At 60.9% G+C, this 26,795-nt stretch carries 21 protein-coding genes; 13 read left to right on the top strand and 8 right to left on the bottom strand.

The window, feature by feature from the left end:
- Positions 1-46 precede the first annotated feature (46 nt).
- Both J8C06_RS13595 and J8C06_RS13590 read right to left on the bottom strand, forming a co-directional pair.
- Positions 47-2,554: a TonB-dependent receptor gene (locus tag J8C06_RS13595; RefSeq protein WP_246602114.1), complete on the bottom strand. Its 2,508-nt coding sequence runs from the start codon at positions 2,552-2,554 to the stop codon at positions 47-49.
- 315 nt (positions 2,555-2,869) lie between these two features.
- The gene (locus tag J8C06_RS13590; RefSeq protein WP_211429970.1) at positions 2,870-3,889 is read right to left on the bottom strand and encodes a Uma2 family endonuclease; all 1,020 of its coding nucleotides are present in this window, start codon (positions 3,887-3,889) and stop codon (positions 2,870-2,872) included.
- A gap of 378 nt (positions 3,890-4,267) precedes the next feature.
- On the opposite strand from J8C06_RS13590, the gene J8C06_RS13585 reads away from it, so the two are divergent.
- The 8 genes from J8C06_RS13585 (at position 4,268) to J8C06_RS13550 (ending at position 11,524) form a co-directional block, all read left to right on the top strand.
- Complete coding sequence (locus J8C06_RS13585) at positions 4,268-4,642, top strand: hypothetical protein (RefSeq protein WP_211429969.1); 375 nt, start codon at positions 4,268-4,270, stop codon at positions 4,640-4,642.
- 121 nt (positions 4,643-4,763) lie between these two features.
- Positions 4,764-5,276, top strand: a complete 513-nt coding sequence (locus tag J8C06_RS13580) for a hypothetical protein (protein WP_211429968.1) — start codon at positions 4,764-4,766, stop codon at positions 5,274-5,276.
- A complete protein-coding gene (locus J8C06_RS13575) occupies positions 5,273-6,457 on the top strand; it encodes an alpha/beta fold hydrolase (RefSeq protein ID WP_211429967.1) in 1,185 nt (394 codons plus the stop codon). Before J8C06_RS13580 ends, J8C06_RS13575 begins: the two co-directional genes overlap by 4 nt.
- Positions 6,458-6,601: 144 nt before the next feature.
- Positions 6,602-7,084 (top strand): flagellar export protein FliJ, encoded by a 483-nt coding sequence (gene fliJ / locus J8C06_RS13570; RefSeq protein WP_211429966.1) that lies wholly within the window; start codon positions 6,602-6,604, stop codon positions 7,082-7,084.
- A gap of 161 nt (positions 7,085-7,245) precedes the next feature.
- Positions 7,246-8,100, top strand: coding sequence for a vWA domain-containing protein (locus tag J8C06_RS13565; protein ID WP_211429965.1), 855 nt, complete (start codon positions 7,246-7,248; stop codon positions 8,098-8,100).
- Positions 8,101-8,177: 77 nt separating this feature from the next.
- Positions 8,178-8,888: a FecR family protein gene (locus J8C06_RS13560; RefSeq protein ID WP_211429964.1), complete on the top strand. Its 711-nt coding sequence runs from the start codon at positions 8,178-8,180 to the stop codon at positions 8,886-8,888.
- Positions 8,889-8,900: 12 nt separating this feature from the next.
- Entirely contained in the window at positions 8,901-10,178 is a 1,278-nt protein-coding gene (locus J8C06_RS13555; RefSeq protein ID WP_211429963.1) for a tetratricopeptide repeat protein, read from the top strand.
- Entirely contained in the window at positions 10,178-11,524 is a 1,347-nt protein-coding gene (locus tag J8C06_RS13550; RefSeq protein WP_211429962.1) for an O-antigen ligase family protein, read from the top strand. Before J8C06_RS13555 ends, J8C06_RS13550 begins: the two co-directional genes overlap by 1 nt.
- Positions 11,525-11,599: 75 nt before the next feature.
- On the opposite strand, the gene J8C06_RS13545 is transcribed toward J8C06_RS13550, so the two are convergent.
- The 6 genes from J8C06_RS13545 to J8C06_RS13520 form a co-directional block, all read right to left on the bottom strand.
- Positions 11,600-12,247 (bottom strand): hypothetical protein, encoded by a 648-nt coding sequence (locus J8C06_RS13545; RefSeq protein WP_211429961.1) that lies wholly within the window; start codon positions 12,245-12,247, stop codon positions 11,600-11,602.
- A 26-nt stretch (positions 12,248-12,273) separates the two neighbouring features.
- Positions 12,274-13,353 carry an EscU/YscU/HrcU family type III secretion system export apparatus switch protein gene (locus tag J8C06_RS13540; RefSeq protein WP_211429960.1) on the bottom strand — a complete coding sequence of 360 codons (1,080 nt, stop codon included), beginning with the start codon at positions 13,351-13,353 and terminating at the stop codon, positions 12,274-12,276.
- Entirely contained in the window at positions 13,340-13,753 is a 414-nt protein-coding gene (locus J8C06_RS13535; RefSeq protein ID WP_211429959.1) for a hypothetical protein, read from the bottom strand. The genes J8C06_RS13540 and J8C06_RS13535 overlap by 14 nt, the downstream gene beginning before the upstream one ends.
- 155 nt (positions 13,754-13,908) lie before the next feature.
- Positions 13,909-14,313 (bottom strand): tetratricopeptide repeat protein, encoded by a 405-nt coding sequence (locus J8C06_RS13530; RefSeq protein WP_211429958.1) that lies wholly within the window; start codon positions 14,311-14,313, stop codon positions 13,909-13,911.
- 57 nt (positions 14,314-14,370) lie between these two features.
- Positions 14,371-14,736, bottom strand: coding sequence for a hypothetical protein (locus tag J8C06_RS13525; protein WP_211429957.1), 366 nt, complete (start codon positions 14,734-14,736; stop codon positions 14,371-14,373).
- Between the two features lie 210 nt (positions 14,737-14,946).
- Entirely contained in the window at positions 14,947-15,198 is a 252-nt protein-coding gene (locus J8C06_RS13520) for a hypothetical protein (protein WP_211429956.1), read from the bottom strand.
- A gap of 423 nt (positions 15,199-15,621) precedes the next feature.
- Here J8C06_RS13520 and J8C06_RS13515 point away from each other — a divergent pair, with 423 nt between their 5' ends.
- From J8C06_RS13515 to J8C06_RS13495, 5 genes are all read left to right on the top strand, one after another.
- Entirely contained in the window at positions 15,622-18,945 is a 3,324-nt protein-coding gene (locus J8C06_RS13515) for a DEAD/DEAH box helicase (protein WP_211429955.1), read from the top strand.
- A 41-nt stretch (positions 18,946-18,986) separates the two neighbouring features.
- Positions 18,987-20,315: a fumarylacetoacetase gene (gene fahA, locus J8C06_RS13510; protein WP_211429954.1), complete on the top strand. Its 1,329-nt coding sequence runs from the start codon at positions 18,987-18,989 to the stop codon at positions 20,313-20,315.
- A gap of 245 nt (positions 20,316-20,560) precedes the next feature.
- On the top strand, positions 20,561-24,895 hold the full coding sequence (locus J8C06_RS13505; protein WP_211429953.1) for a S8 family serine peptidase: 4,335 nt from the start codon (positions 20,561-20,563) through the stop codon (positions 24,893-24,895).
- Positions 24,896-25,036: 141 nt separating this feature from the next.
- Complete coding sequence (locus tag J8C06_RS13500) at positions 25,037-26,050, top strand: alpha/beta fold hydrolase (RefSeq protein ID WP_211429952.1); 1,014 nt, start codon at positions 25,037-25,039, stop codon at positions 26,048-26,050.
- 7 nt (positions 26,051-26,057) lie between these two features.
- Positions 26,058-26,555 carry a GNAT family N-acetyltransferase gene (locus tag J8C06_RS13495; protein WP_211429951.1) on the top strand — a complete coding sequence of 166 codons (498 nt, stop codon included), beginning with the start codon at positions 26,058-26,060 and terminating at the stop codon, positions 26,553-26,555.
- Positions 26,556-26,795: the final 240 nt, after the last annotated feature.

Genomic DNA, 26,795 nt, shown 5'->3' with positions numbered 1-26,795 from the left:
AAATTGACAAAAGCCAGGGGCGTTTCCCTCCTGGCCCAGCCGCGGGCTACAAGTTCATCTCGATATTGAAAAACCGCCGATAAACGCCAAAGAACGTCCCAAACTGTGGCGCGCCGGTGTTGGCAAAGACGTTGCGTGGATTGAAATGGTTCGTCAGGTTGAAAATGTTGACGGTGACGCTCACGGCTTCGACATCAATCTTTCGCCCGAACATCCCACGCCGAACCCACTGCGGAAGCCGAATCTTTTTGGTCACGGCCAGATCGATCGCCATGAAGCGCGGGTAGCGCGTCGGGTCGGCGTTGCGGCGTCCGACAAAGTTCTGTGCCTCGTCCACGACGCTGTAGGGGAAGCCGTCCCGCCACTCAAAAATCGGGGCGAGCGTGATGTCGCCGGGAAGCGCGAAGACGCCCCGCGCGAAAAACCGATTCGGCGCGTCAATCGGTGCGTTGCCAAACTGGTTGGGCCGCAGGATTGGGTTCGGCGTGTCGCCAAAGTATGAAATGAGATCGTTGAGTTCGGCCCGGGCCTTGCTCCGCACGTAGGAGACCACGAAGGTATGGCGGGGCGTGAGTTTGACATCGGCCGTGACCTCGACGGCGCGGTAGGTGGCGCGTCCGGTGTTGAACAGCCGGACGCTGCCGCCGGTTGCCGTGGGGGTTGGCTCAACGTAGAAGTCGTTGAAGGTGCGGCTGTCCAGATAGGCCAGCTTGATGAGGGCGCGCGGCGCGATCCGCTGCGCCAGCTCGACGCGGAACGAGCGGTTGTAGGGAATGCGGTACCGTCCATCGGGGCGTGCCAACTCGAGTGTGAACCGTTGGGCCGGTGCCGTGACCGTGCCATCGGGGGCAAAGGTCGTGACGATTGGCTGTGGCATCTGACGAAAGGCCAGCGCATTGAGCAGCACCTTGTCGTAAAACCACCCGACCCCGGCGCGCAGCACGGTACGGTCCGTGTTGCCTGGGGCGTACGAGATGGCCAGGCGCGGCGCGACGTTGAGCGTGGCGGCCGCCTGCTGCGTTTCCAGGCGCAGGCCGTAGTCAAGCTGGAGGTTAGGGCGAAGCAACCACTGATCTTGAGCGTAACCGGCGATTTCCAGGTTGGAAGCGCGCAGATTGCCGCGGTTGGCGTACAGGATGCGCTCGGCCAGCGTGCCGTCCGCGCGCCGAACTTCCACTGGACGGTTGGCCACCCAACCACGATTGCGGGCGGCAGAGGCGTCCACACCGAACTTGATTTGGTGAAGGCCTCCGGCGTCGAAGGCAGCCAGCGCCAGCGAAAACTGAGCCTGATACCGTTCAGTCACGCGGTCGGTTTGGCTGAAGAAGTTGCCGGTGCGTCCAAACGGCGTCAGCGCGAAAGGCGCATCGCCTTTGCCAAAGACATCCACGCCGATGCGCTTGTAGTTGAACCGGGTTTCGCCGAGTGAACCGCCGGCGGTCGTGTAGCGATGGACACCGGCAAAAGCCAGGTCTTGTGTCCGCCGGTTGGCCGAAGCCGGCACCGGGTTGAACGCATCGAGGTCAACGTTACGCAAAAGCTGCCGGGCGACATTGGCCGTTGCGGTGAGCGTCTGGCGGGGCGACAGCACGACATCGAACTGGCTGAAGCTGCGGAAGGCGTACTTGCGAATCTCGTTGTCAGGGCTGGCCAGGCCCCGCACGACGGCTTTATCCACGATGACTTCGAGCGCCTGCGCCAGAAAGGCCCGGTCACGGACGAGCGGCCCAGTGATCGTGGCCCGCGGCGACACGTTGGCAAACCCGAAAATTTTGCCGTTGCGCGCTCGCACCGATGGAAAAAAGTCATAGACGCTGTAGCGCCACTTCTCCCCACCTGGCTTGGTTTCGAGCCGTTTGACGCCGCTGGTGAACTTGCCGTATTCGGGCAAGTAGGGGTTTGTGAACACTTCGGCCCGCTGAAGGGCTTCGAGCGGAATTTCGACCTGGAAGCGCCCGGTGGCCGGATCGTTGCTCAGACTGCCGTTGACGAGGATGGCTGCTTGGTCTTCGCGCGCGCCCTTGATGCTCGTGCGTCCGTCGTTGGAGCGGATGACGTTTGGAACGGGTGGAAACGCCGTCAGGATGTCGCGTCCACGGGATGGGAGAACCCGGATTTCGGCTGGGGTCAGTCCGGCTGTGGCGACCGACCCCTGGGCCACGAGCGCAGTCTCGGTGTCACCGCGCACTTCGACGACATCGCCGGCGGACGGGCTGAGTTCAACGGGTTGCTCGGCAAAGACGCCAGCTTCGACCTTGTACTGCTCGTCGGTCAGGGTGGCGTAGCCGGGAGCGGCAATGGTCAGGGTGTAGTCGCCGCCCGGCGCATCGGTAAACACTGCCTTGCCGGCGGCGTCGGTTGTTCTGGTCAGTGGCCGCACGCTTGGCGCGCTGGTTTTCGGCGTCAAGGTGACGGTTGCTCCGCCGATCGGTCGCCGTTTTTCGCCCTCGGTCACGGTGAACGACACGACGCTGGTTTGCTGTGCGGCGGCCGTTGCCATCCAGGTCAGCCACCAGAGAACCCACAACCTGATCACAGGGCGTGTTGCTGCCACGGGCTGAGCGCCTCCTTTCGGTCTGAAACTGCCAAGACCGGGGCGCGCATCGGCGCCTCGTCCGTACGCTGCTGTGACCTTACCTTGCGTGGACGAGTCATGGGCGTGACTTTTCAGACACGCCCGTGACGGAATCATCGTGTCGTCAGGGTTTCCAATCCCGATCTAGAAGGCAATCGGAAGGACGTGTCCACCCCGGCGTGGGACAGATGCCGGTAGGGAAGTTGGCGATTGGCACCGAAAAGCGCCCGAAGCGCGCCGGAAAAGATCGGTGGTTGGAACCAACCATGTTCAAGCTTTGAAAGATGAATCCTTTCACGGCTGGGGTGGGTTATCCGGCGTTGGCTGGCGGTCGGCGCGCAAGCGGGCAAGTTCGGCTTCGAGTTGAGCGCGGGCCTGGCGTTCGGCTTCAGCACGGGTTTCAGCATCAAGTCGCGCCTGACGCTCGGCTTCCTTGGCTTGGCGTTCGGCTTCAGCACGGGTTTCAGCATCAAGTCGCGCCTGACGCTCAGCTTCCTTGGCTTGGCGTTCGGCTTCGGCGCGGGTTTCAGCATCGAGTCGCGCCTGACGCTCGGCTTCCCTGGCTTGGCGTTCGGCTTCGGCGCGGGTTTCAGCATCGAGTCGCGCCTGACGCTCGGCTTCCTTGGCTTGGCGTTCAACTTCAGCTAGCGCTTCCGCCGTACGCCGCGCTGCCGCCTCCGCCCGCAACCGCTCCACGTCCTCCCGCGCCAACTCGCCCGCCGTCTTCCCATCCAGAAGCGGCCCAACCTCAAACGCCGCCCCGCCCAAACCCTCCAATACAAACGCCTCCCCGCGCTGATATACCCCGCGCTCCCCATACACCCCATCCGTCACCACCGGATGCCGATGCACCACAACCTGCCCCTGCTTGACATCCACGATCACATACTCCCCAATCCCCCGCCGCGCATACTCCTCCAACTTCACCACGTAGTCGTCCCGCCGATTCGTACTCACCACCTCCACCGCCACCACCACCGTCTTCAGCTCCAGCCACACCACCCCACTGCGCCGTTCATCACTCACCCTCACCCCATCCACCTTCCGGTACACCAGCCCGTCCGGTATCCGTACTGTATCCGCTTCGGTCTGCAACCCAAGCTGGACGACCTCGTAGGGCAGCCCCCGCTCGGCAATGGCGCGGCAAAACATATGAAACAAGGCAGCGATGATGATTTGATGCAGTTCGGTGGGCGGCGGCATCTCGACCGGAATCCCTCGGACCAGCTCGTAGCGGCGGTCTGGCTCACCGTAGTCAAGAAACGCTTCGACGGTCAATCGGTGGGGTGGGGCAAGGGCAACGGGTGCGGACATAGCGGAGTCCTCCCAAAACGAGCAACGACTTGGGCGCGAACGCCAGCGCAAACCAGTGTGCCGGAGACCGACGACCGGCCGCAAGGGATGAGCCGTGAAACGGACATAAGTTTCAACTTGCCCTCGGTGAGGATGGCTCGTGCCGCTTTGCAAGCGTGTTCCGGTGGAAGTCTCGCCCTGTTTTGCTTATGCACAAAATAACTGTCGCCAGGGTGTTTCTCCCGCTTTTACTTGAGTTGCTGAAGAAAATTGCGCTTTGGATAGGTGACAATTTTGTGCGACTGCGAAAAAAATCTTGACACACCGCGTTATGGGGGGGTAGGTTGGGGGCAGCCTGAAAGGCTTCAATTTTCTCGCAGCAGGAGCTTGAACTGACCTATGACGCAACCAAAGCGCACCGAAAAAACAACCGATACCACCGGTCGCCCTGGCTCGGTGACGGATCCCGTAACCAACGCCGTGCAGTCGGCAACGGACGTGATGCTGGACATGGCGGCTGCCTCACGGTCGGCGGCCTTTGCGACGATGCGGGCCGGCTTGGCCGTTCAGGAAGAGGCCTTGAAATCCATGGCGACGATGCTGACCGGAACGGAGCGGATGACCGTGGCCACGGGCGATGCCGCACGCGAAATTGCCACGTCCGGCGTCGAAGCAGCGCGGTCGGCATTCGAGCAGTGGAACGCGCTTGTCAATGACGGGCTGCGGAAGCATATGGAACTGATGGCGTTTCCGATGAACCACATTGTCAAGTAGGCTCGAACCGTCTAAAAAACCAAACCGGAGGGGGTCGGTGTAGATGAAAAGCCGACCCTTTCTTGACCTCGTACGCTGCCGCGGCCGATCACCCGTTTGATACATCAGCAGGAGCATGTCTATGGCACGGGCGCAAGCCGACTCCAAAGCCAGCCAAGCCACCAAAGCTCGCCGGCCCGCTAAATCCATTCCCCAGTCCCTTTATGAGACCGCAACGCGAACCTCATCGGCCCAGTGGGACGCTTTGCTGCGTCATCCATTCTTTTTGCGACCGGTTTCGCTCTATATCAATGGTGTTTTAACCTTGCTGGAGCGGACGCGCATGCTGGTTGGGTTCGGCTTGCGGCTGATCAACGTCCCCACCCGCGAGGAAATTGTGGCGCTCGACCGTAAGCTCGACGCCTTGGGTGAGCAGGTAGAGACGCTGACGGCGCAACTGGCCGCCGACGAGTTGGCGGCGCGCGCGCCAAAGCGCATGCCGAGACGTGCGTCCCCTGCGGCGGCGCGTGGCTCCGCTGCCAAGCGTGCAGCATCGGTCCGGCGGCGTTCGTCCCGCGCGGCTGCGGTTGATTCTTCAAAGGTTGATTCTTCAAAGGAGACGGCATCGGCTGCCGATGCGCCACCGGCTTCGTGACTCCTTCTTCGCCCACGCTTGCCGAAGCTTTTGAAAACTGGCAGTGGTTGCTCGACGGGTGGCTACTGCGTCAAACGGAACGACCCCTCTGGACAGCGCTTTCGACTAGGTATCTCAACGGCTGGCTCGACTGGGTGGACCGATCAGGCGCGGCCTGGCCCTGGCACCCCTTTATGCTCACGCAGGAGGCGCGGCAGTTGACGCATTTGGCGATGGCGCGGGCGGTTGCGCCGCCGGTGGCCACCACGCCCTGTACGGTCGCGCCACTCATCGGTGCGAGCCGGTTGCGGCGTTACGCGCCGGCTGGCGGTCGGCGACCGTCGCCAGCTCCGATACTGATTGTCAACTCGCTGATCAACCGCCACTACATCTTTGATCTCTACGCCGGGCGCAGCTTCGTGTCCTTCCTAGCTGGTGGCGGTCAGGAGGTCTTCGTTCTGGATTGGGGGACACCTGGCCACGCCGAACGTCGGTGGCGACTGGTAGATGTCGTGGAAGGCGTCATCGGGCGCGCGGTTGATGCTGTGCTGAGTCAGACCGGAGCCACCCAAACGCATCTGCTGGGGTATTCGATGGGGGGCGTGCTGGCGACGACCTATGCGGTGTTACATCCGGCGCAGGTGAAAACCCTGGTGCTGATGGGGACGCCGTCCGACTTTGCCCGTGACACGCCGTTACGCGCTTGGTTGTCCCACCCGGACTTTGATCCCTGGCGCCTGGCTTCTGTGTTTGGGAACCTGCCGGGTTGGTTGGTGAGCGCCGCATTTCGCGGCCTCAAGCCCATGACCTACTTGACCAAGCCCTGGCTGGTCGGACTGGCGGCGGCTGAACGCGATACGCACCTGGCCGCCGAAGTGTGGTTGGCGGATGCCGTGCCGCTACCGGGAGCGTTTTACGCTGATTTCGTCACGGCCTACTACCGCGACAACGCTTTGTGGGAAGGCAAGTTGGAGCTGACCGGGCGGCGGGCCGCACTGCGTCGGCTTGATTGTCCAACGCTCAACTTGATTGGACTACGGGATCAGATTGTGAATCCGGGCAGCGCCACTGCGTTGGCCGAGCAACTCCCGGCCGGACACTACGCCGAGTATCAAGCCCCACTGGGACATTTGGCGTTGGCGATTGGTCAAGGGGCGACCACAACGATTTGGCCGACCGTCGCGCAGTGGTTGAATGCCTAATGTCCCAGGAATGGGACTCCGTGGGGTTGCCTGACGCTCAGTGGCGGGGTTGCTTGGCGTCTGCCAGGCTAGTGCCATGCTAGACTCGCACCGTCCAGGTTTTCCACCCGCCGGGATGCATCGGGTAGCTTGTTCGCGTAGCTTATGAAGAAATCGCGTTATCGCTTACAACCAGTCCTGGATGTTCGGGAGCAGGCCAAACAGGACGCGGCGCATCGGCTGGCTGATGCGCGGCAGGCGTTGGCTGATGCCGAAGCCGAATTGGCGCGGCGGATGGCCGCCGTGGACGCCTGTCGTGCGCGTCAGGCCGAAGCGGATGCGAAACTCCTGGCGGCCTTACGGTCCGGTTCTTCCGCCCAGGCATTGCTCGCGCACCGAACCTTTCTAGCCGACCTCAGGGAAGAAGAAGCGCGTTTGCGTGCTGCCGTCGAGCAACAGCAAGCGGCAATCCAACGGGCCGAAGACGCGGTCGAGGCGGCTCTTCAGGGACTCATCGAAGCCTCAAAGGAAGTGCAAGCCATCGAAAAGCACAAGGAAAATTGGCGCGCGGCGCGTAAATCGGACGAAGAACGACGTGAGAACAAAGCCAATGACGAGTTTGGCACGGCGCGTCACGGCCGGCGGTAGAAGAGATGAAATTTTGGTCAGGCGCTTGACGGCGTACGACTGGGAGTGATACTAACCAAATGATTTATCTATCTCAAATGCCGAAAACTACTAAGCTGGGGCAAAGTCTACGGAGTATTACCGAATCACTTGCCATCGTATTGCTAAGGGAGTATTGCACCATGACGAAAAACAGAGCCGTGTTAGCCCTGAGTATGGTTCTTCTGACAGGATGGTCGGCGAATGCCATCACCTTCGGGCAAATGCCAATGGTGACGCGCCAGGAACGGATTCTTGGCGACCGGATTGGTAGTAGTTACGGAATTTTGGAAGGTGGCGCACGGGTCAAAGCGACCGTCACCCAGGTCAAGCCGGTTGAGCAGGTCGTGATTGTGCTGGATGGCTCGGGAAGTATGGTGCCGATTTATGCGCGGATTGTCGAAGAACTCCGCAAGGCATTACCCTCCCAGACCGCCGTTCCCACAGCCATTGCGCGTTTCAGCGCCCAGAAAACTTTTTTGCAGGATTTTACGACTTCACGTGCGGCGCTCGACGAAGCGCTGGTTAGGGAACAGCGTCTGTGGTCAAGTGGTGGATCGGGCGATGCTACGATGAAGACGACGACCGATCTTTACGGCGTACTGGCCGGGCTGAAGGATATATCGCAGTCAAAAATGACGCATTTCATCATTATCACTGATGGTAACGACAGTCTCAATGACCGGGTGGATTTGTCGCGTCTTGTGGGAGAAAACATGGTAGTTTCTTACCTGAACTGGGGCTACCGCAGTTTTAGCGCCCGCGTAGATGAAGCGAATGCTGTCGTCATTACGGGGAGTGGCTCACGGAAGATGGATGTTCCCAACGTGACGCTCCGCTTCATCGTTCGGAAGACAGGCGGGGACATGGTGAACTACACCGATTGGAAGACCTTTGGCAGTTACATTAAGCGCCGGCTCAGCCAGGCAGGCGCGGTCTATCAAGCAACTTGGGAGTCAGCCAACCCTGAAATTCCATTTTCACTATCGGCCAAGTAGTCCAAAGCTAGACACAATCGCCGGCGAGATTTTCTGATTCTGCTGATTCCTAACCCTATTATTGGAGAGTCTACGATATGACGCGCAATTTGAAGCTTGGGCTCGTGTTTACTTTGATTCTCGCCGTCGCAGGCGCCACCTGTCTCCCGTTGACCCATCGGCGGGTTGATGCACAGGGGGGACGGGCAGCTCAACTCATGTCCCGCGGCGACGTGAAAATCAATGGCAATCCGGCCGCCGGCAACATGGCGGTGGCGAGTGGTAGTCGGATCACGACCGGCAAGGCCGGGTATGCCGTTTTGAGTGTTGCTGATGCCGGGCAGTTTTACCTGGGTGACAACAGCGAGATCGTGGTCAACTTTTTGGCTGACCGGACGCGCGTTGAAGTCGTATCTGGCATCGTCCGCTGTATCAAAAGCCAGGGAGCCCTGGTTCAAGTCTTCAGCACCCGCTGTACCCACATTGATGTGATCAAAGGGAGCATCCCAGTCTACGGTGGACCGGAACAATCAGCTCCGGCCGTCGAAAGTATCGCCGAGGCACAGTCCAAGGATTATCCGGAGAGCGCCTACATTCGCTTCGATTCGACGGGGCTGGATGACTTCCGGGTAGCCGTGTTTGAATGTGCTGTGTCCGCCTCACCGTCCTTACCGCCGATTGTACCGGTCGTGCCGGTGGTTGGGGCGACGACGGCTGTAATAGCCACCGTTGTGGGTGCTGCTGTCGCTGCTAGTATTGTCCCAGTTGTCAGTCAGGACGATGCGCCTTTGAGTCCGGTGCGTCCCTAGTCACTTTCCGGCATGGCGCAGCGGCGCTTCTTGCTTGGTTTTGCCTGTATCCTCGTCGGCGGCTTTGGCTTCTGGATGTCGTTCCAGAACGAAGCCGCCGATGATGTTTGGCAGCAACGCCGACCGCCGGCCTCATACGATGCCCTGCGCCAGGCCGTGGACCGTTCGCCATCCAATCCACGGCTCTGGGGGGCGCTGGGTGTAGCTTGTCTGTTAGACCCGCAGCATTTCGATTATGTGGAATCCGAACGGCATTTGCGTAAGGCAATTGCGCTTGCGCCAGAAGATGCGCGTCTCTGGGGCTGGCTGGGCGACACGTTGGCTATCAGCGGCCAAGTGCCTGAATCGGAGCAGGTGTTACGCCAGGCTCACGAACTGGCTCCGCGGCATTTCATCTCACAGTGGCGATTGGCGAATACTCTTATCCGGGCCGGCAAATTAGACGAAGCCGCGCCTTATGCGCGTGGCGCGTTGCGCTCAAACCCAACCCAAGCCATTCTGATGCTCGACTTGGGCTGGCGGATTTCAAACGGTGACCGGCGCTTCGTCGAGTCCCTCGTCCCACCGAATTTGCCGTCGGTGGAGTATCAGTACCTGCGGTTGCTCATCACCCATCAGCAGATTGAGGCGGCCGTTCAGCGGTGGCAGGTCGGCTTGGCGCAGCAGCCCGACCCAGAGCGCCAACTGGCCACTGCGTTCATCCAGGATTTGCTCAACGCGCGTGCCTATGAGCCGGCCTGGCGCATATGGTCTTCCATGCCGGAGCGTCAAGCCCTTGGACTCAAGCGAACCGACATCTACGACGGGAGTTTCCAACAACCATCTGTGAAAACACCCCTGTTTGAATGGCGCTTCCGGCAGCAGGAAGCCGGAGCCCGGCTGGCGCTCGACCGGTCAGCCGCCGTTCCATCCGGCGGCAATGCCCTTCAGATCACGTACGATTCGCCCGGCCCAGCCTACGAGCATGCGCGGCAGCTTTTGGCACTCCCGGCCGGCGCGTATCGGCTGACATACTTTGCCCAAAGCCGAGACTTGGTCGCTGCCGCGTTGCCCCTGGTTGAAATCACCGGCACCGTCAACCGCAACTGGCGCGTTCGTTCAATGCCAGCTCTGCGCGGAACGCAGGGCTGGCAGCGTGTTCAACTGGACTTTACCGTGCCACCAGACGTAGGCGCGGTCGAGTTGACCATTGCGCGCCCGTCCGAATGCCTGACGCCCGGAACATGTCCAATTTCAGGGGTGGCATGGTTTGGTGGGTTCGCCCTTGAACCGATTTCAAAAGCACGCTGATGGATGAACCGCCGCGGATGCTGGCTCGCTTGTCTCAATCCCTCCCCGAACCGGTCACGCCGAACGCTGAAGATCGGCTTGGCGCGGCGGTCTTTGTCGGTTTTGTCATCTGGCTGATCTGGCTTCCCATGCCATTTGGTTCGGTCGAAGGGTGGGCGCGGTCCATTCTTCACACCGGTGCATTTGGGCTGACGATATGGCTTGGAGTCCAGGCGCTTTGGTTCGGCCGGGAAGTCACCCTCAACGCCGGCGTTGGCCTTGGTTTCGGCATGGTCTTGCTGGCCGGGCTACAGCTTTGGCTTGGACTGCCGGGCCTACTTGAGACAATAGACGCTTTTTACACCCGCCAGGCAGCGGTTCACTTGACTGCGCTCGTGTGCTTGTTCCTGTTTAGCTGCAACGTTTTTGCTTCGGAAAAAGTGGGTATCTACCTTGCGCGGGTGCTGATCGCCTGGGGCGCTGTGTTTGCTCTGTATGCGGTCATGCAGCACTTCATTGGGCAGGGCAGTTACGCCGCCTTTCGCAAGTTGACAGCAACGCCGTTTGGAACCTTTGTCAACCGGAATCATTATGCCGGGATGATTGAAATGCTTGCGCCGCTGGCCGTTGCCTTGGCCGCCCAACGGCGGCGTGGCGCGGATGACGATGTGCGATGGCTCTATGTGGTTGCCGCCATCTTGATGCTGCTTTCGTTGGGCATCTGCGCCTCGCGGGGCGGGTGGATTGCCGGTGCGGTTGGCGTGGTGATGACAATGGCTTTGGTAGCGCGGCAGCAGCGTCGGTTCCGTCAAGCAGCTACGGGAAGTCTGCTCCTGATTCCACTTGGGGTTGTGGTTGGCATCTCGTGGATGGGCGTTGACCCACTCGTGAGTCGCTTGCGAGCACCGGGCGACCTTCCGGCGACGGCCGATCAAGTCGCCCGAAATGTCATCTGGAAAAACACGCTGACCCTCATCCGCGAGCGTCCCTTGGGCGGTAGCGGACTCGGGACGTTCCAGATTGCCTACACTAAGGTGGATACGTCCAACGGCGTCAACCGCGTTGAACAGGCTCACAACGATTACCTCCAGCTTCTGGCGGAAACCGGGCTACTCGGTTTTGCCTTGGGCATGGCTTGGTTGGGTTGGTTTTTCGGGCGCGCGCGTCGTGCCTTGCACGGTGGACGGCACGGCCAGCAAGACCTAGAGTGGCAGCTCGTCCGTATCGGCGCGATCAGTGGATGCGCAGCTTCGCTTGTGCATGGTTTTTTTGATTTCAACTGGCAGATTCCCGCAAATGCCGCTTACTTCGTGGTTCTGGCGGCGCTTGCCACAGCCTCTGGTAAAGACGGCGGTGAAGGGCGATGATCCAGAGCCAAGCCTGGCCAATCCGTCTCCACCGCTTGGGACGGCAGCTCCGATGATCAGGCCTGTGACTGAAGACTACCGCTGGATGCTGGCACTCATCTGTGCCAGGGTTTCATCCTGCATCGCCAGCAAGCGGTCAATGAGTTCGAGAAGGCGGAGCGATTGGTGTAATTCGTTGGCTGCCCGCTCACGCTGTGGCTCCGGTATGGCCAGGGCTTCAGCATTGGGGATTTCTTCTGGCAGTGCCCGTCGCCGTCGGCGCTCAGGATCGCCTTCTTCGTCGCGTGGAAGGACGGTCAATAAGCGACGAGCGTTACGTTGCTGACGATCAAGGAGCTTGCGCAGCAGTTCGCGCCGCATGGTCGGCGTCAGATGGCGCAGCGCCACGTCATTGCCCTGCGGTGGGAGGAGCGCGCCGGCCATGGTTGGCTGCTGATTGAGGCCGAGCAGTTCCTCCGTGGCAGACGCACCGCCGGTTGCCCGGAGCTGCTCGGCCGCCAGGACCTGGGATGGGTCACGTCCCAGCAGGGCATCGGGAAGAATGCTTTTCTGTCCCGGCACGTCGGGCGCGGGCAGCCCACGGGGCTGGCCGATTTCACCGGGCTGCCCAATCGTGCCTGAAACTGGATTGAATCGCGTCCCGCCAACGCGCTCGTTGCCGCCGCCCGCGCTGCTGGTGGACGGCAACGGCTGCCGATTGTTGACACCACCGATCTCTGGCATGTCCGCTGCGCTCCCTCGACACCGTCTTACTGACGCCCTTCAGTTTGAGCCAATGTATAGGCCCACCGCAAAACGATGGCAATGGCTTCGTAGAGTGATTCGGGAATCTCGCTGTTGACTTCGAGTTCGTAAAGCGCACGCGCCAGGGGAATGTCCTGCTTGATGGGAACACCGGCTTCGCGGGCGATTTCACGAATCTGCGCGGCCATCAGGTCAGCGCCTTTCGCCACGATCTGCGGAGCCTGCATTGTCTTACGGTCATATCGGATGGCAACGGCAACGTGCGTCGGATTGACCAGCACGACATCGGATTCTTTGACCGCCTGGGCGCTGGCCTCATTCAACAGCTCCATGTGAATGGCGCGCCGTTCGGCCTTGATGTGGGGGTCGCCCTCCTGTTCTTTCCACTCTTCCTTGACTTCCTGCTTGGTCATTTTCAAGTCTTGGAGGTGCAGAAACTTCTGAAGGAAGAAGTCCAGCGCGCCGAGCGCCACGAAGCAAATGGCAACCGACAGCCCAAGTTGGATGATTTGACCAATCATGAACTGACTGGTATCGGCCGGTGACCCACGAGCCAGGAGGGGCAGCGTGTGTCGTGAGCCGAAAACCGCATAGCTTGCAATGCCCGTGGCAATCACCAGTTTGAGGATGGTCTTGGCAAACTCGATATAGGTTCGAGATTTGAAAAACTTTTGCTGAAAGGCCGAAAAAGGGTTGAGCCGGTTCATGTCCGGCTTGATGGCCTCCGTTGAAAAGAGCGATCCGACCTGGATGTAACCGACGACGGCTGCCAAAACGAAGACCACGAGAAACAGTGGGGCGAGGGTCAGCGCCAGTGTCGCCACGCCTTCGAGCAGGGCCTCGCCAGCAGTTGACATATCCAGCTCGCCTTTGAAGGTTGACGCGCTCAGGAGGGATTTTTGGGTCAACCCGACGACTTGCTGCCCGATGAAATTACCGGCAAGCAGAAACACGATGCCCATCGAGCCGACCAGTAGCGCCGCCGAAACCAAATCCTGACTCTTGGGGACTTGTCCTTTTTTACGGGCGTCGTCGAGCTTCTTTTGGGTAGGTTGTTCGGTCTTTTCGCCACTACTTTGCGACATGGGCAGTGGTTTCCGTCTTCAGACGCGACAGAATGGAAAGCATTTTGCGGCGAAAGCGTGGGTCGCTTGCCGCCAGGTTGGCCAAGTCGTCCGCCATTTGCCCACTGAGGGGGGATGCGTTCAGGTCATCCGAGAAGCTGAGCGTCAGCAGCGACTGGGCTGACCGGCGCACGGCGGCGGTGGCCTCCTCTGGATTACCGAGATTGGATTGGGCAGCAATCGCCGCCAGCGCCGACCGCGCCGGACTCGCCGTGCTGGTTGTGGAAGGGGTTTCGTCGGTGGTCGCATCACTCGCGCCTTCGATCAGCGCTCCAAAGATGCCCCCCGTCCGCTTCTTGCCCTTGACCGACTCGGACGACGTTGGACTCGAACCAAATGGCGACCCCGGACGAATCTTCATGGCGCAGCTCCTTGTCAGTGAAAGCTGAGTGCTTGGCAGGCGCAGTGCCGGCCAGGTGGCGTCACGTGGCTCGACACTGGTTTTTGAGTAGCCGGGGACGACATATGCGAAGCCTGTTGGTTACTCGCCGACGGCACTCACTCGTCACTTACTCATCACTCACTGGCTTCGGTGAGTGCCGCCACCGTGTCGAGCAGCGCCTGCGCCGTCACGGCGTGGGGTGAGTCGCCTCCGTCGGCAATCACGGCACGTAAAACTTCTTCACCTCGTTCCCGCTGTCCGCGATATATCAGAATCTCACCCTGCTGGGTTCGCGCGTGCAAACTTTCCGGGGAGCGCTCCAGAATGGACTCACAGAGCGCCTGGGCGCGGTCCAGTTCACCCTGCCGAATCAGGACGCTTGCCAAGCCCAGTACCGGAAGCTCGAGGTCTGGGCGCAGGGCCGTGACGCCCTGAAACACCGTCGCAGCCGCCTCATAGCGCATCACATCGCGCAGAAGGAAGCCTGCTTCAAGGATGATACGCAGCTCATGGTCTGGGGGCGTGGGCAGCACCGGCATAGGCGTGGCCGAAGCGCGCCGTAAGCAACCTTGTGGACGAGCTTACGGCGCACCGGGTTACTTGAGATTCTGAATGGCCGCCATCTCGCTGTCATGGCGAGCCTTCATCAGGTTGCTCACCATCTGAAACTGCTGCGACATGCTGTTGACTCGCGTCTGAATGGCGAAAAGCTGCATCTGTTGATGCTGTTGCTGGGCCAGCATGCTTTCGGCATCCGCCAGTCCCGGCAGGTTACCGCCACGGATAAGCCCCCCGACAATCGAGCCGACGCCCGGTGCCACGACGTTGAGCGCGCCACCGAGAATACCACCAAAGATACGGCCAAATCGCCCTGGCTCCCGGCCTGGTACCGCTCCTCCAGGTTGGCTGTACGGTGATGGCGTAACGGCTGGTTGAAGTCCACTGATCATTGCATCCGGCATAGTCGGTCTCCTAAGCGTAGTCCGCGAAAGTGTAAAGTCTGGGGCATAGCCCTCATTCTAGGTTATCGGTTCCGTACCTTGATTGTTGCGTCCTGCCGAAAGTGTTTTTTTCACCTTGTGGGGGGCTTGTCGGGTGGTTCGGATCAAGCGCCGGCCTGACGCGCCGTACCGTCCCGGCCTCGGATGTCCAACCAGACCGCCCACCCCACATCAAGCATTGGAGGCTTCCTGGCGGAGTGTTTCCATTTCGTCAAGCAGTTGGCCCACCGTGTGCCATGCTTGCGCCGCTTGCGAGGCGCGCGCGGCTTCATCCGGCGTTCCCTGCCGAATGGCGCGGTCCAGCGCCTGGCGAGTGGCATCGAGTTGCCGCCGGGCGGCAGCAAATTCACTCGGCGACTGGAGCAAGGCGTCGAGCGTCGGGTAACGTAAGAGTTCGGTAACAGGTAATTCACTCGCTGTCATATAGGCTGCCCTCAAGCAAAGTCGTTTGAGCAAAACGTTGATGGGATGGCGTCACTTCGCTTCGATACCGGGTCTGACTTTCGATACCGGGTCCGACTGATGCCTGACGCTGACGGCTGGCGATTGATAGCACGAAATCAAGTCTGGCGGCAGAGGTCGAGCGCGCCCCAGTGGACAGTCACCGGCGGACCGGTCGCAACATCCGTCGCCAAACACAAATACGCAACACAAAGGAACAATGCCGACCGGCGCCATGCCGAGAAGCTTCACGGATTGGTTGTTGTTTATGAAGCGGCCGACTATCTTCACATGCTTTGATGGGCGGCGCACTAGTTCGCCCACGTTTACGATGCTGCCATGAACCGTTTCACGCCGCCTGCCTTGCCGCCCGCCGCCGCCCCGTCCATGCGAAGGGAAGAGACCATGCTTCCTGTTTCGCAACATATCGCACACGAATTTGCTCCGTCCGTTCGTGAGCGGGGGGATGCCCTGTTGCAGGCGGGGCGGGTGGTCTCGTTCGAGTCGCAGGGCAACCGGCTGGTCGCCAATGTGCGCGGCAGCATGACCTACTTGGTTGAGATCTTGCACGACGGCGACGCGCTGGTGGCCTCGTGTACCTGTCTGCACTTTGAGGAAGGCAACTTCTGCAAGCACATCTGGGCGACGGTCAGGGTTGCCGAGCAGAAAAGTGTGTTGCCTCCGGTGCCATCTGACCGCCCCTTTCGACTGATGGCCGAAGATGCGTGGCTGGACAAAGACGACTCGTCGGACGGCGACCTCTTTGCCAGCGAGCCGGCGACCGCCGCTAAACCGGTGGCGGATACCGCAGCCTCGACGGCCATTTCAACTTCTTATGATATTTCGACTACGAACTGGCGACGCTGGCTGGCCCTTGTCGGACAGCAGGCGCGGGTGGCATCCCAGGACCTAGCCGATTGGGAAATGCTCTACTTTATCAACGCGCCCAAGACGCTGACCCACGGCGTACTCATCGTGGACATCTTTTCGCGGAAGCGCAAGCTCAATGGCGAGTGGGGGCGCATCACTCCCTCCGGGATAACCCTTGACCAGGTCGCGCTGCTGCCGGACGAACGCGACCGTCAGGTTCTGTCACTGTTGACCGGTATTCAGGAACACGCCGAGTGGGAGGAAACTATAGATTGGTCGCCGCCACTGCCGGCCCGTGTGCGGCTCCCTCCACCGGCCTTTGCGCTTGCCCTGCCGCTGCTGTGCGCCACCGGACGCTGTTGGCTGCGACTAGGGAGTGAGCCGCTGACCTCAGCGGATATTGCGCAGCGTCCGGCGCTCCGGTGGGAGTCATCCGCTTGGCAACTCCGCCTGGATGTCACGCTGGCTGACAACCAGTCCCACTATGTCTTGACGGGCGAGCTACATCGCGGAGATGAACGCTGCCCGGTCACTGCCCCCCGGTTGCTCGTGGCGGGCGGTTTGGTGTTTTCCGAAGATGTGGTTGCGCCGCTGGATGACGCCGGAGCGTTTTACTGGATTGGCTTACTGCGTAAGTCTGGACCGATCCGAATTCCGTTGGAAGATGGACCAGACTTGGTCGGGAAGCTCCTGCGCCTGCCGTGCCTGCCGCCGATCAGCCTGCCCGAAACCCTGCACTTCAAAACGCAGACTGGTGCTCCAACGCCGGTTTTTCGCTTGCGGTCGCACCCGGCTCACGCCGATGATGGCTGGCTAAGTGCGACCCTTGGCTTCGAGTACGATGGGCAGTGGGTGGATGCCACCGATGCCCAGCCCGGTATCTTTGATGCGGGCAAGCGCCTGTTCATCCACCGTGATCTGGCAAGCGAGCGAGCGGCGGCCAGTTTGCTACGTGAATTGGGCGTCCGCCTCGACCGGAAGCCGCCGGGTATAGCCGAGTATCGGTTGAGCGCGAGCCGCCTTCCGGCGCTGATTCACGATTTGATGTCCCAGGGGTGGCGGGTGGAGTCTGAGGGGCGCTTGTTCCGACCCATGGAGGGCGTTGCGATGGAAGTTCGGTCGGGTGTGGACTGGTTCGAACTTCATGGCAACTGTAGCTTTGGAAGCGTAACCGCTGCCCTCCCGGAACTCCTGCGGGCAATCAAGCGTGGCGAGTCAGTTGTCACGCTGGCGGATGGCTCGCTCGGCTTGCTGTCTCAACCATGGGTTGAGCGTTACGGGCTGCTGACAAGATTGGCTGAGGCAGATGGAGACCATCTGCGTTTTTCCAATGCGCAGGTGAGCCTCCTGGACGCGCTGCTGGCCGCTCAACCAGAAGTTCGCGTGGACGCTCGTTTCCAAGCCCTGCGTGACGAAGTCCGGTCTTTTGACGGCATTGAACCTTTACTTGAACCACCAGGCTTTGTCGGTGAGTTGCGTCCTTATCAGCGGGAGGGGCTTGGATGGCTGCACTTCCTTCAGCGGTTTGGTTTTGGTGGTTGCCTGGCCGATGCCATGGGGCTTGGGAAAACCGCCCAGACACTCGCGCTGCTCGAAACCCGCCGCGAGCGGCGACAGGCTGAAAACCTGCCGCCGTCGTTGGTGGTGGCGCCGCGGTCGCTAATCTTCAACTGGCGGCAGGAGGCCGCGAAGTTCACGCCGCGCATGCGGGTGCTGGAGCATATCGGCGTCGCCCGCGCCAAATCGGCCACCCAGTTCGCAGAGTATGACTTGATTCTCACAACCTACGGCACACTCCGCCGCGATGCGCTCCTGCTCAAGGACGTTGCCTTTGATTACGTCATTCTGGATGAAGCCCAGGCCATCAAAAACGCCCGCACCGAATCGGCCAAAGCCGCGCGTTTGCTCACCTGTCGCCACCGGCTGGCGTTGAGTGGGACGCCGGTTGAAAACCACTTGGGGGAGCTATGGAGCCTGTTTGAGTTTCTCAATCCCGGTCTGCTGGGCGCCGCCTCGGTTTTTCAGTTGACCGCGGCCGGTGGGCGGACGGTTGATCCAGCGGTGCAGTCGCTGCTGTCACAGGCGCTGCGGCCATTCATTTTGCGTCGAACCAAGGAGCAGGTGGCGCGCGATTTGCCGGCCAAGACGGAGCAGACGATTTACTGTGAAATGGAACCGAAGCAGCGCCGTGCTTATGAAGAGCTCCGTGATCATTACCGGCGAACGCTGCTTGGATTGGTTGCCGACAAGGGGATTCAACGCGCCAAGCTTCAGATTCTGGAAGCTTTGCTGCGGTTGCGGCAGGCGGCCTGCCACCCGGCGCTGCTCGATCCAGCAAAGGCGGCTGAACCGAGCGCCAAACTCGATACTTTTTTCATGCACCTGTCTGAAGTCCTGGAAAGCGGCTCGAAGGTTTTGGTCTTTTCCCAGTTCACCAGTTTGCTGGCGCTGATTCGGAAACAGCTCGACGCGGATGGCGTGACCTATGAATACCTGGATGGGCGCACGCGCCATCGGCAGGAACGGGTGGAGCGCTTCCAGACTGATCCGGACTGCAAACTGTTTCTCATCAGCCTGCGGGCGGGTGGGCAGGGGTTGAATCTCACTGCCGCCGAGTATGTGTTTCTGCTCGATCCGTGGTGGAATCCGGCTGTCGAGGCCCAGGCGATTGACCGGGCGCATCGCATTGGCCAGACTCGACCGGTGTTTGCCTATCGGTTGATCGTGAAAGATACGGTGGAGGAAAAGGTGCTCGAACTCCAGGCCACCAAGCGGGAACTTGCCGACGCGATCATCACGGCCAACAATAGTCTCATCCGCGGCCTCGAACGCGCTGACCTCGAGTTGCTGTTGTCGTAGCCTGGATAACGCCACAGGTGAGTGCCTATCAAGTGAATCCTATGACGCTCGATGCAACGCATGATGCCCACCGCCAGAGTTGGGTTGAGACGGCCAATGCGCCGGACACGGACTTTCCCCTTCAGAACTTACCCTTTGGACGCTTTTCAGACGCCACCCAGGCGACGCCCCGGATTGGGGTTGCCATCGGCGACCAAGTGCTCGATCTGACGCGGCTGGCGGACGCGCTGCCCCCGTCCGAAGCGGCAACCGCGCAGGTCGGTTTCCAGGTGTGCGCGACTGGTGACCTGTCTGAACTCTGCGCGCTGCCGCCGGCCGCGGTGACGGCGCTGCGGGGCTGGCTGTCGAATGCGTTGTGGGATGGTTCACCTGACGCCGACCTTTGGCGCACGCGCCTATCCCCGTTCTTCGTGCCGCAGGCGGAGGCAACCCTGCACCGGCCGCTGGATTTCAAAAACTACACGGATTTTTACGCCTCGGTTTTTCACGCCACGAATGTGGGCGCGATGTTTCGTCCTGAAAACCCGCTCCTGCCCAACTACAAGTACGTTCCAATTGGCTATCACGGGCGGGCGTCGTCGGTGGTGGCGAGTGGCACGCCGATTGGCCGTCCACAGGGGCAGCTCCGTCCCAACCCGGAGGCGCCACCGGTGTTTGGCCCGTCGCGTTTGCTCGATTATGAGCTGGAAGTTGGGATCATTGTCGGGCAGGGCAATCGGTTGGGCGAACCCATCCCGGTTGCGCGTGCGGATGAGCATATTTTTGGGCTGTGCCTGCTCAATGACTGGTCGGCGCGGGACATTCAGGCATGGGAATACCAACCCCTGGGGCCGTTTCTGTCCAAAAGTTTTGCCACCAGCGTATCGCCCTGGATTGTCACGCGGGATGCGTTAGCGCCGTTTCGCTGCGCGGCATTTGCGCGGCCGGAAGGCGATCCGGCCCCGCTCGAATACCTGTTTGACGCGGCCGACCAGTCCGGCGGCGGCTTTGAGGTAACGCTGGAAGTCGAACTCACGACGGCTGTGATGCGGGAGGCTGGATTCCCGCCGGCGCAGTTGAGCCAGAGTCGGTTATCCAGTCTGTACTGGACGCCGGCCCAAATGCTTGCCCACCATACGAGCAACGGCTGCAACCTGCAACCAGGTGATCTGCTGGGCAGTGGGACGGTGTCGGGGCCGACGAAAGAGGCACGTGGGTGCTTGTTGGAATTGACGTGGCGTGGTGCCGAGCCGCTGACGCTGCCATCCGGGGAGACGCGCCGGTTTCTGGAGGATGGCGACGAAGTTACCTTCCGCGGCTTTTGCCATCGAGCAGGTTTTCGCCGGATCGGCTTTGGCGAATGTCGTGGGCGAATCGTGGCAAGCAGGTAGGGTGACACAGGCATTCTTGCCTGTGCTTTGAGGCAGGACAGTGGGGTGACATAGGCATTCCTGCATGTGCTTTTGACAAGTGGTTTAGGGTGACACGGCCTGCTTGCTTGTCGGGTCAGTGCTTCACGACTTCGCGCAATTTCTTCAGACTTTCGCTTTACCTAGTTACTCTTGATATGAAGTACGAAACCGTCACTAGTATGGGTTCTCACGCTTTCTGGCTTGGGTGATTGTGGGGTTTTGTGATGCCTGCTGCTTTTTCATCTCGCCGCTTTTGGTTCAGCGCGCTGGTTGGCGTGCTGGTGACACTGGTTGCCGTTGGGTTTCCCAGCCGCCCACAAGCTGCCGGTTGGGGCCACCGCTTGACGATGTCGGACGTTGCGATGCCTACTGATTTCACAATCTCGCTCCGTGGTTTTCGTTTTGACCCAAAGACAAGCGATCCGGCGCGGGTGTTGGCCAAGCGTGGAGGCTACCTGGCCGAAGCCACCGGGGACAGCTACCAGATCGTGCAGTTCACCGACCGTGCTCAGGATGTCTGGTTGAATCACTTGCGGAGCGCGGGCGTTGAGTTGGTGCAGTATGTCCCCAACCAAGCCTACCTGGCCTATGTCCCGGCGCAGGCGCGGCAGATGGTGGGCGGGCAGTCGTTTGTGCGGTGGATGGGGCTGTACCAGCCGGCATACAAGCTCAGCCCGGAACTCCAGTGGTTGCTGACGGGCAAGCCGGGGAAGCCGTCGGCCGATGACACCTACTTGGTGGCCACCTTCAAGCGCTCTGGCATCGAAGCCGCCACGAATCGGCTGGAGTCCATCGGCAAGGTCGTTGCAGTCGAGCGCATGCCGGCGAGTGCGGTCTTTGATGTGGTACGTGTTCGGCTGACGCCGCAGGCTGTTGTCCAGGCGGCGCAACTGATGGAGGTGATGTCTGTTGAGCCATACGTTCCGCCGACGCTGGAGGATGAACGCAACGCGCACGTTACGGCCGGAAACTACACCGGCGTTGGGATTGATAACCTGGCCGGGCCGGGCTACAACCCCCAGGCGCAGTTTGGGAGCGACGGCAGCACGGTGACGGTGGCCGTGGTGGATGACGGCGTCGAGATTCCAAGTCCACAGGGTTTTTACATCACGGCGGGCAATGCCGTTGCCGGGCCGCCACGCGGTGCGGACGGAGCAGCCTCATTTCGCGGCGGGCACGGTCACCTGTGCGCGAGCATCATTGCCGGTACAACGCCCTTCCCACTGACCCGCGACCCACGCGACTACAACTACGGGTTGGGAGTTGCGCCGGGGGCGCAGATTGTGAGCGTACCGTTCATCACCGGCGGGGCTTTTCAGGGAGGCGATACGACGGCCGTCACCGACAGCATCACGACACTGCCGCCCAACGGCGTCCGGGCGACGATTTCAAACAACAGTTGGGGCGCCGGTGTGAGCACGGACTACGGGACTCGTGAAGCCCAGTATGACGCTTTTACTCGTGACGCATCGGCAGAAGGCGGCATTGACCCGCTGCTGTTTGTCTTTTCGGCTGGGAACAGTGGGCCAGGCGCGCAGACGCTGACGCGCCCCAAGGCTGCCAAAAACGTCGTCACCGTGGGGTCATCGGTTGGCATTCGCCCGGAGTTGCCTCCCGTCCAAGGCGTTCCCAACACGAACATTGACCTCATATCTGACTATTCAAGCCGTGGTCCAGCGGCAGATGGACGCATCAAGCCGGATGTCTGTGCGCCAGGGCAGCAGATTACGGGGCCGCGCACAACCTCCAATCAGGTCAATTTTTCTTCCATCGGTGATGACATTCACATCCGTGCCAGCGGCACATCCTTTGCCGCGCCCCATGTTTCCGGTGCGGCAGCCGTTTTTACCGGTTGGTGGAAAGCCAATAACGGCGGGCAACAGCCGGCGCCGGCGCTCGTCAAGGCAGCCCTCATCAACGGCACGGTAGATATGAGCGCCGAGCATCCAGGCGTGCCGGGCAGTAGCACGACCGCGCCCATTCCGAACAATGTGGAAGGGTGGGGGCGTGTCAACTTGCGCAACTCGATTCCCACGGGACTGCCGACTGCCTACGTCAACGAAAATGTCCCATTGCTCGACAACGGTCAAACCTATGTCTTTACCGGGCAAGTTGCCGACGGCAGCCGACCGCTGCGGGTAACGTTGACCTACACAGATGTACCCGGCGCGCCTGGAGCCAACCCAGCGCTGGTCAACGATCTCAATCTGCTCGTGTCAGTCGGCGGGCAGACCTACCGGGGCAATGTCTTTGCCGGTGGACTCTCCGTCACCGGCGGTAGTCATGACAATCGAAACAACATCGAGAATGTTTTTCTGCCGCCCCAGCCGGCCGGGACGCCCGTGGTGGTGCGGGTCACTGCGGCGGCGCTCAACGGCGACGGTATTTTGGGCAACGGCGACCAAACCGACCAAAACTTTGCCCTGGTCATCTCGAATGCGACGCCAAGCACGCCGACCACGCCACTGTTGTCCGTTTTGAGCACGACGGCCACTGAGACCGGCGGCAACGGCAACGGGGTCATCGAGCCATGCGAACAAGGGGACCTCACCTTCCAGTTGAGCAATGACGGTACGCCGGCCAGCAACTTGTCGGCGACCTTGACGGCACTGACGCCAGGGGTGTCTGTGGTCAGCGGAACCGGGACGGTGGCCAATCTGGGGCAGGGGCAGACCGTGACCGGGCCGACACCTCCTTTCCGTTTCCAGCTCGGGCCCGATGTGCCCTGCGGGCAAGTCGTGCAGTTTCAACTGACGGTCAACTATACCGGCGGTGGAAGCCCCCTGGTAACAACCCTGCACGTGCCGACCGGTGTGACCGGCGGTGGCAGCTATGTGTTTACCTCGTCGAGCGGCGCGACGATTCCGGCCGGCGGACAGCTCGTTTCGGGCAGCTTCCAGGATGATGCGCTCATCTCGCTGACGACGCCCTTTGCCTTTTCGGTTTATGGAACCAATGTCCCCGCCGGGGCGACGGTCGTTGCCGACACCAACGGGGTGCTGCGACTGGCCAGCGGGGGGACGTCCTTGTTCGAAAACACTGCGCTGCCAGCGCCTGGGTTTGGCAATGCCCCGGCGTTGTGTGTGTTTTGGGATGACCTTGACCTGACGGTGCAGCAATCCGCACCGCCGAGCGGCATCTTTACGCAAGTGACGGGGAGCGCGCCCAATCGGCAGTGGATCATCGAGTGGCGCGGGGTACGGTTTGGCACGAGTGAGGTCATCGAAGTGGCTGTCGTGCTGCGGGAAGGCACGAACCGCGTCGAATATCTCTACGCGCAGACCGGGCCGGGCAACGGCAGTGGTGCGACGGTGGGTATTCAGGCGGCCGGAAGTGACGGAGCCAACTTCACGCAGTTTTCTTTCAATCAGGGTGTGCTTACACCTGGGTTGCGGCTTGATGGGCAGGTGCAAAGCCAAAGCTGTGGACCCTGCCTGAATTGTACCTATCTTATCGACCCACCTGCGCTGAACCTTGGTGGAGACGTCATCCCGGCACAAACGCTGACGGTGACGACGGGTCCTGCGTGTGCGTGGGAGGCGACGGTGCGCAACATTGACGCGCCGTGGATCAAGCTCATTTCAGCCCAGTTGCCGAATGGGCAAGTCATCACGCCGCGGATGGTGGGGCAGCTTGGGGATGTCAACCGGCGGCTGGCGATTTCGGTGACCGGGAGCGCGACGCTGACGATTGGCGTGGGACGTAACCCAAGCGCGACGCCGCGCGTGGGGACGTTCTTCGTCGCCGGGCAGGTGGTGACGGTGACGCAGGCCGGGTCGAGCGGGCCGGGTGCGCCCATTGGCTCGACGATGGCGATGTTTCGTCCATCGAACGGCTATATGTACCTGAAGAACCGACTGATTTCCGACTTTGCGGACAACGACTTTTTCTATGGGTTGGCCGGAGATGCGCCGCTGGCGGGAGACTGGGATGGGGACGGGATCGACACGCCGGGGATTTACCGGAATGTGAATGGGGTGATGACGTTTTTCCTGATCAACAACAACACGGGCGGGTTTGCGGATGTGTCGTTTGGGTTTGGGCAGCCTGGGGATGTGCCGCTGGCGGGAGACTGGGACGGGAACGGGACGGTGACGTGCGGGGTGTATCGTCCTGGCGCACAGACGTTTTTCCTGCGGAACACGAACACGGCGGGGAGTCCCGACCTGGCCGTGGTGATCAGTGGGGGACAGGCGAATGACCTTCCGGTGGCCGGCCGGTGGACGGTGGGGAGTTCGGTGACGGGGCTGGGGTTGTACCGGCCGAGTACGGGGCAGTTTTTGCTGAAGAACGCAAACGTGAGTGGGGCGCCGGACGCGACGTTTGCGGTGACGACGAGCGGGACGGTGGTCGGTCCGGTGGCCGGGGACTGGCTGCGGCAGGGTTTTGCGGCGGTGGGTGTGGTGGTAAATCTGGGAGGGACGATCCAGTTTCAGCTACGGACGACGAACACGAGCGGGGCGCCGGAGATTCGGGTGAACTACGGTGTGCCTGGGGATGTGCCGCTGATCGGGAACTGGGACGGGCAACCCAAACCGCCGCCGGTGTCGGTGCCGTGACAGGGTTGGGTAGTGAGGTGGTTGCCGGGCGGTACGGCGTGCGCTTCGTGTGAGTGCCTTGACCGACCTGTGCTCTCTAGTCTAGGCAAGGCAGGATAGCTTTATTACTCACAACGCAAGTTCACGCAGGTGTAAACCCGTATGACCCAACTGGCGCACATCACGCGCTTGGTCGCGCGTCTCGGCAAGAAGCCGAACATTGCTCCGACGCCGTCGCGTACCGTCTATCAGGAAAACAAACTGCGGGTCCTCGGATATGAACCGGCGCGAAAACGGCGGAAGCCTGCCGCGCCGGTGCTCATCGTCAACTCGCTTGTCAACAAGTACTACATTCTCGACTTGACGCCGGGAAAGAGCTTCGTGGCCTACCTGGCCGGGGAAGGCATCCCGGTTTACATGATTGACTGGGGCGTTCCCGATGCCGGGGATGCCCGACTCACCCTGGCTCATCACGTCAATCAGTATTTGGCCCACAGCGTTGAAGCCGTCTGCGCCGACGCCCAGGCCGAACAGGTCGCGCTGCTTGGGTACTGCATGGGCGGAACGCTTGCCCTGATGTACACGGCACTGCATCCGGCCCGCGTCCGGGGACTGGCGCTTCTGGCGACGCCGGTGGATTTCAACAATGACGCCATCCTGAATCTTTGGACGCGCCGTGATTACTTTGATGTGGACAAACTCGTGGACACGCTGGGCAACCCGCCGGAACAGCTCCTCCAGTCCACCTTCATGATGATGAAGCCCACCAAGAACCTCACCAAGTACGTGGATTTGCTTCAGAACGCCGAAAATGATGACTTTGTTGAGACATTTCTGGCGTTTGATTACTGGGTCAACGATGTCGTCTCGCTGCCGGGGGAGACATTTCGCCAGTTTGTGAAGTGGTGCTACCAGGAAAACCAACTCGTCCAGGGCAAGCTCAAGTTGGGGCGGCGCGTGGTGCGGCTTGAGCAGATTACCGTGCCGCTCCTCAATGTGGTTGCCAACCATGACGACGTCGTGCCGCGCGTTTCTTCGGAGGCGCTGATGCCGCTCGTTGGGAGCCAGAAGAAGGCGTTGCTTGCCGTCAACGGCGGCCACCATGGCCTGTCAATCGGGAAGAGCGCCGTAGATGTCGTGTGGCCAGGCATTGCGCGCTGGGTGCGCCAGTTGTGAGGTTGCGATGCGTTTACCTGAAGACGTGACCTTGCGTCCGGCAACTGACGCCGACGGCGAGGCAATCCGGCACCTAATCTTTGGCGTTTTGCGTGAATATGGGCTGCAACCGGAGCCGGACGGAACGGATGCCGACCTGTTTGCCATTACTGCCACGTATGAGCAGTCCGGCGGCTGGTTTGCCTGTTTGGTGCGGGATGATGGCACGGTGGTCGGCACAGTTGCGCTTTTCAATGTGGACGCCGTGACATGCGAGTTACGGAAAATGTACTTGGCGCGGGAAGTGCGCGGGCAAGGCCTGGGAGCCTTTCTCTTGCGCCAGGCCATCGAAACAGCCCGGCGGCTGGGTTTTCAGTGGATGGTCCTAGAAACCGCCAGCGTCTTGAAGGAAGCCATCGCTCTCTATGAACGAGCTGGCTTTCAGCGGGTGACGCAGCCCAATCATTCCTGCCGATGTGACGCGGTGTACCGGCTTGGTCTGGTTCGTGAAGGAGATCAGGGCTGACGGCGCGGCATCTGGCACTCGGTTTGATCGTGGTTTCGGCGCTGATGGGTGAGGGGCTTCACGTGCGCGTGTGGTTTACATCAGTCTGATAACGTTATTGGCGTTGCGTGCTGGAACCCTAAAAGCCAGGGCGTTGTCGTCTGGGCTGTCTGACGTTTCCCATGAGGTTTCTTCGGTTACACCGACGTCCGATGAAGGCACTGGGCAACTTAGACGTAATTAACCTAGACGTAATTGATG

The organism is Chloracidobacterium validum (assembly GCF_018304825.1).
GTDB lineage: Bacteria > Acidobacteriota > Blastocatellia > Chloracidobacteriales > Chloracidobacteriaceae > Chloracidobacterium > Chloracidobacterium validum.
Note: the sequence above shows the minus strand (reverse complement) of the source record. Positions and strands in the feature narration are given on the sequence as shown.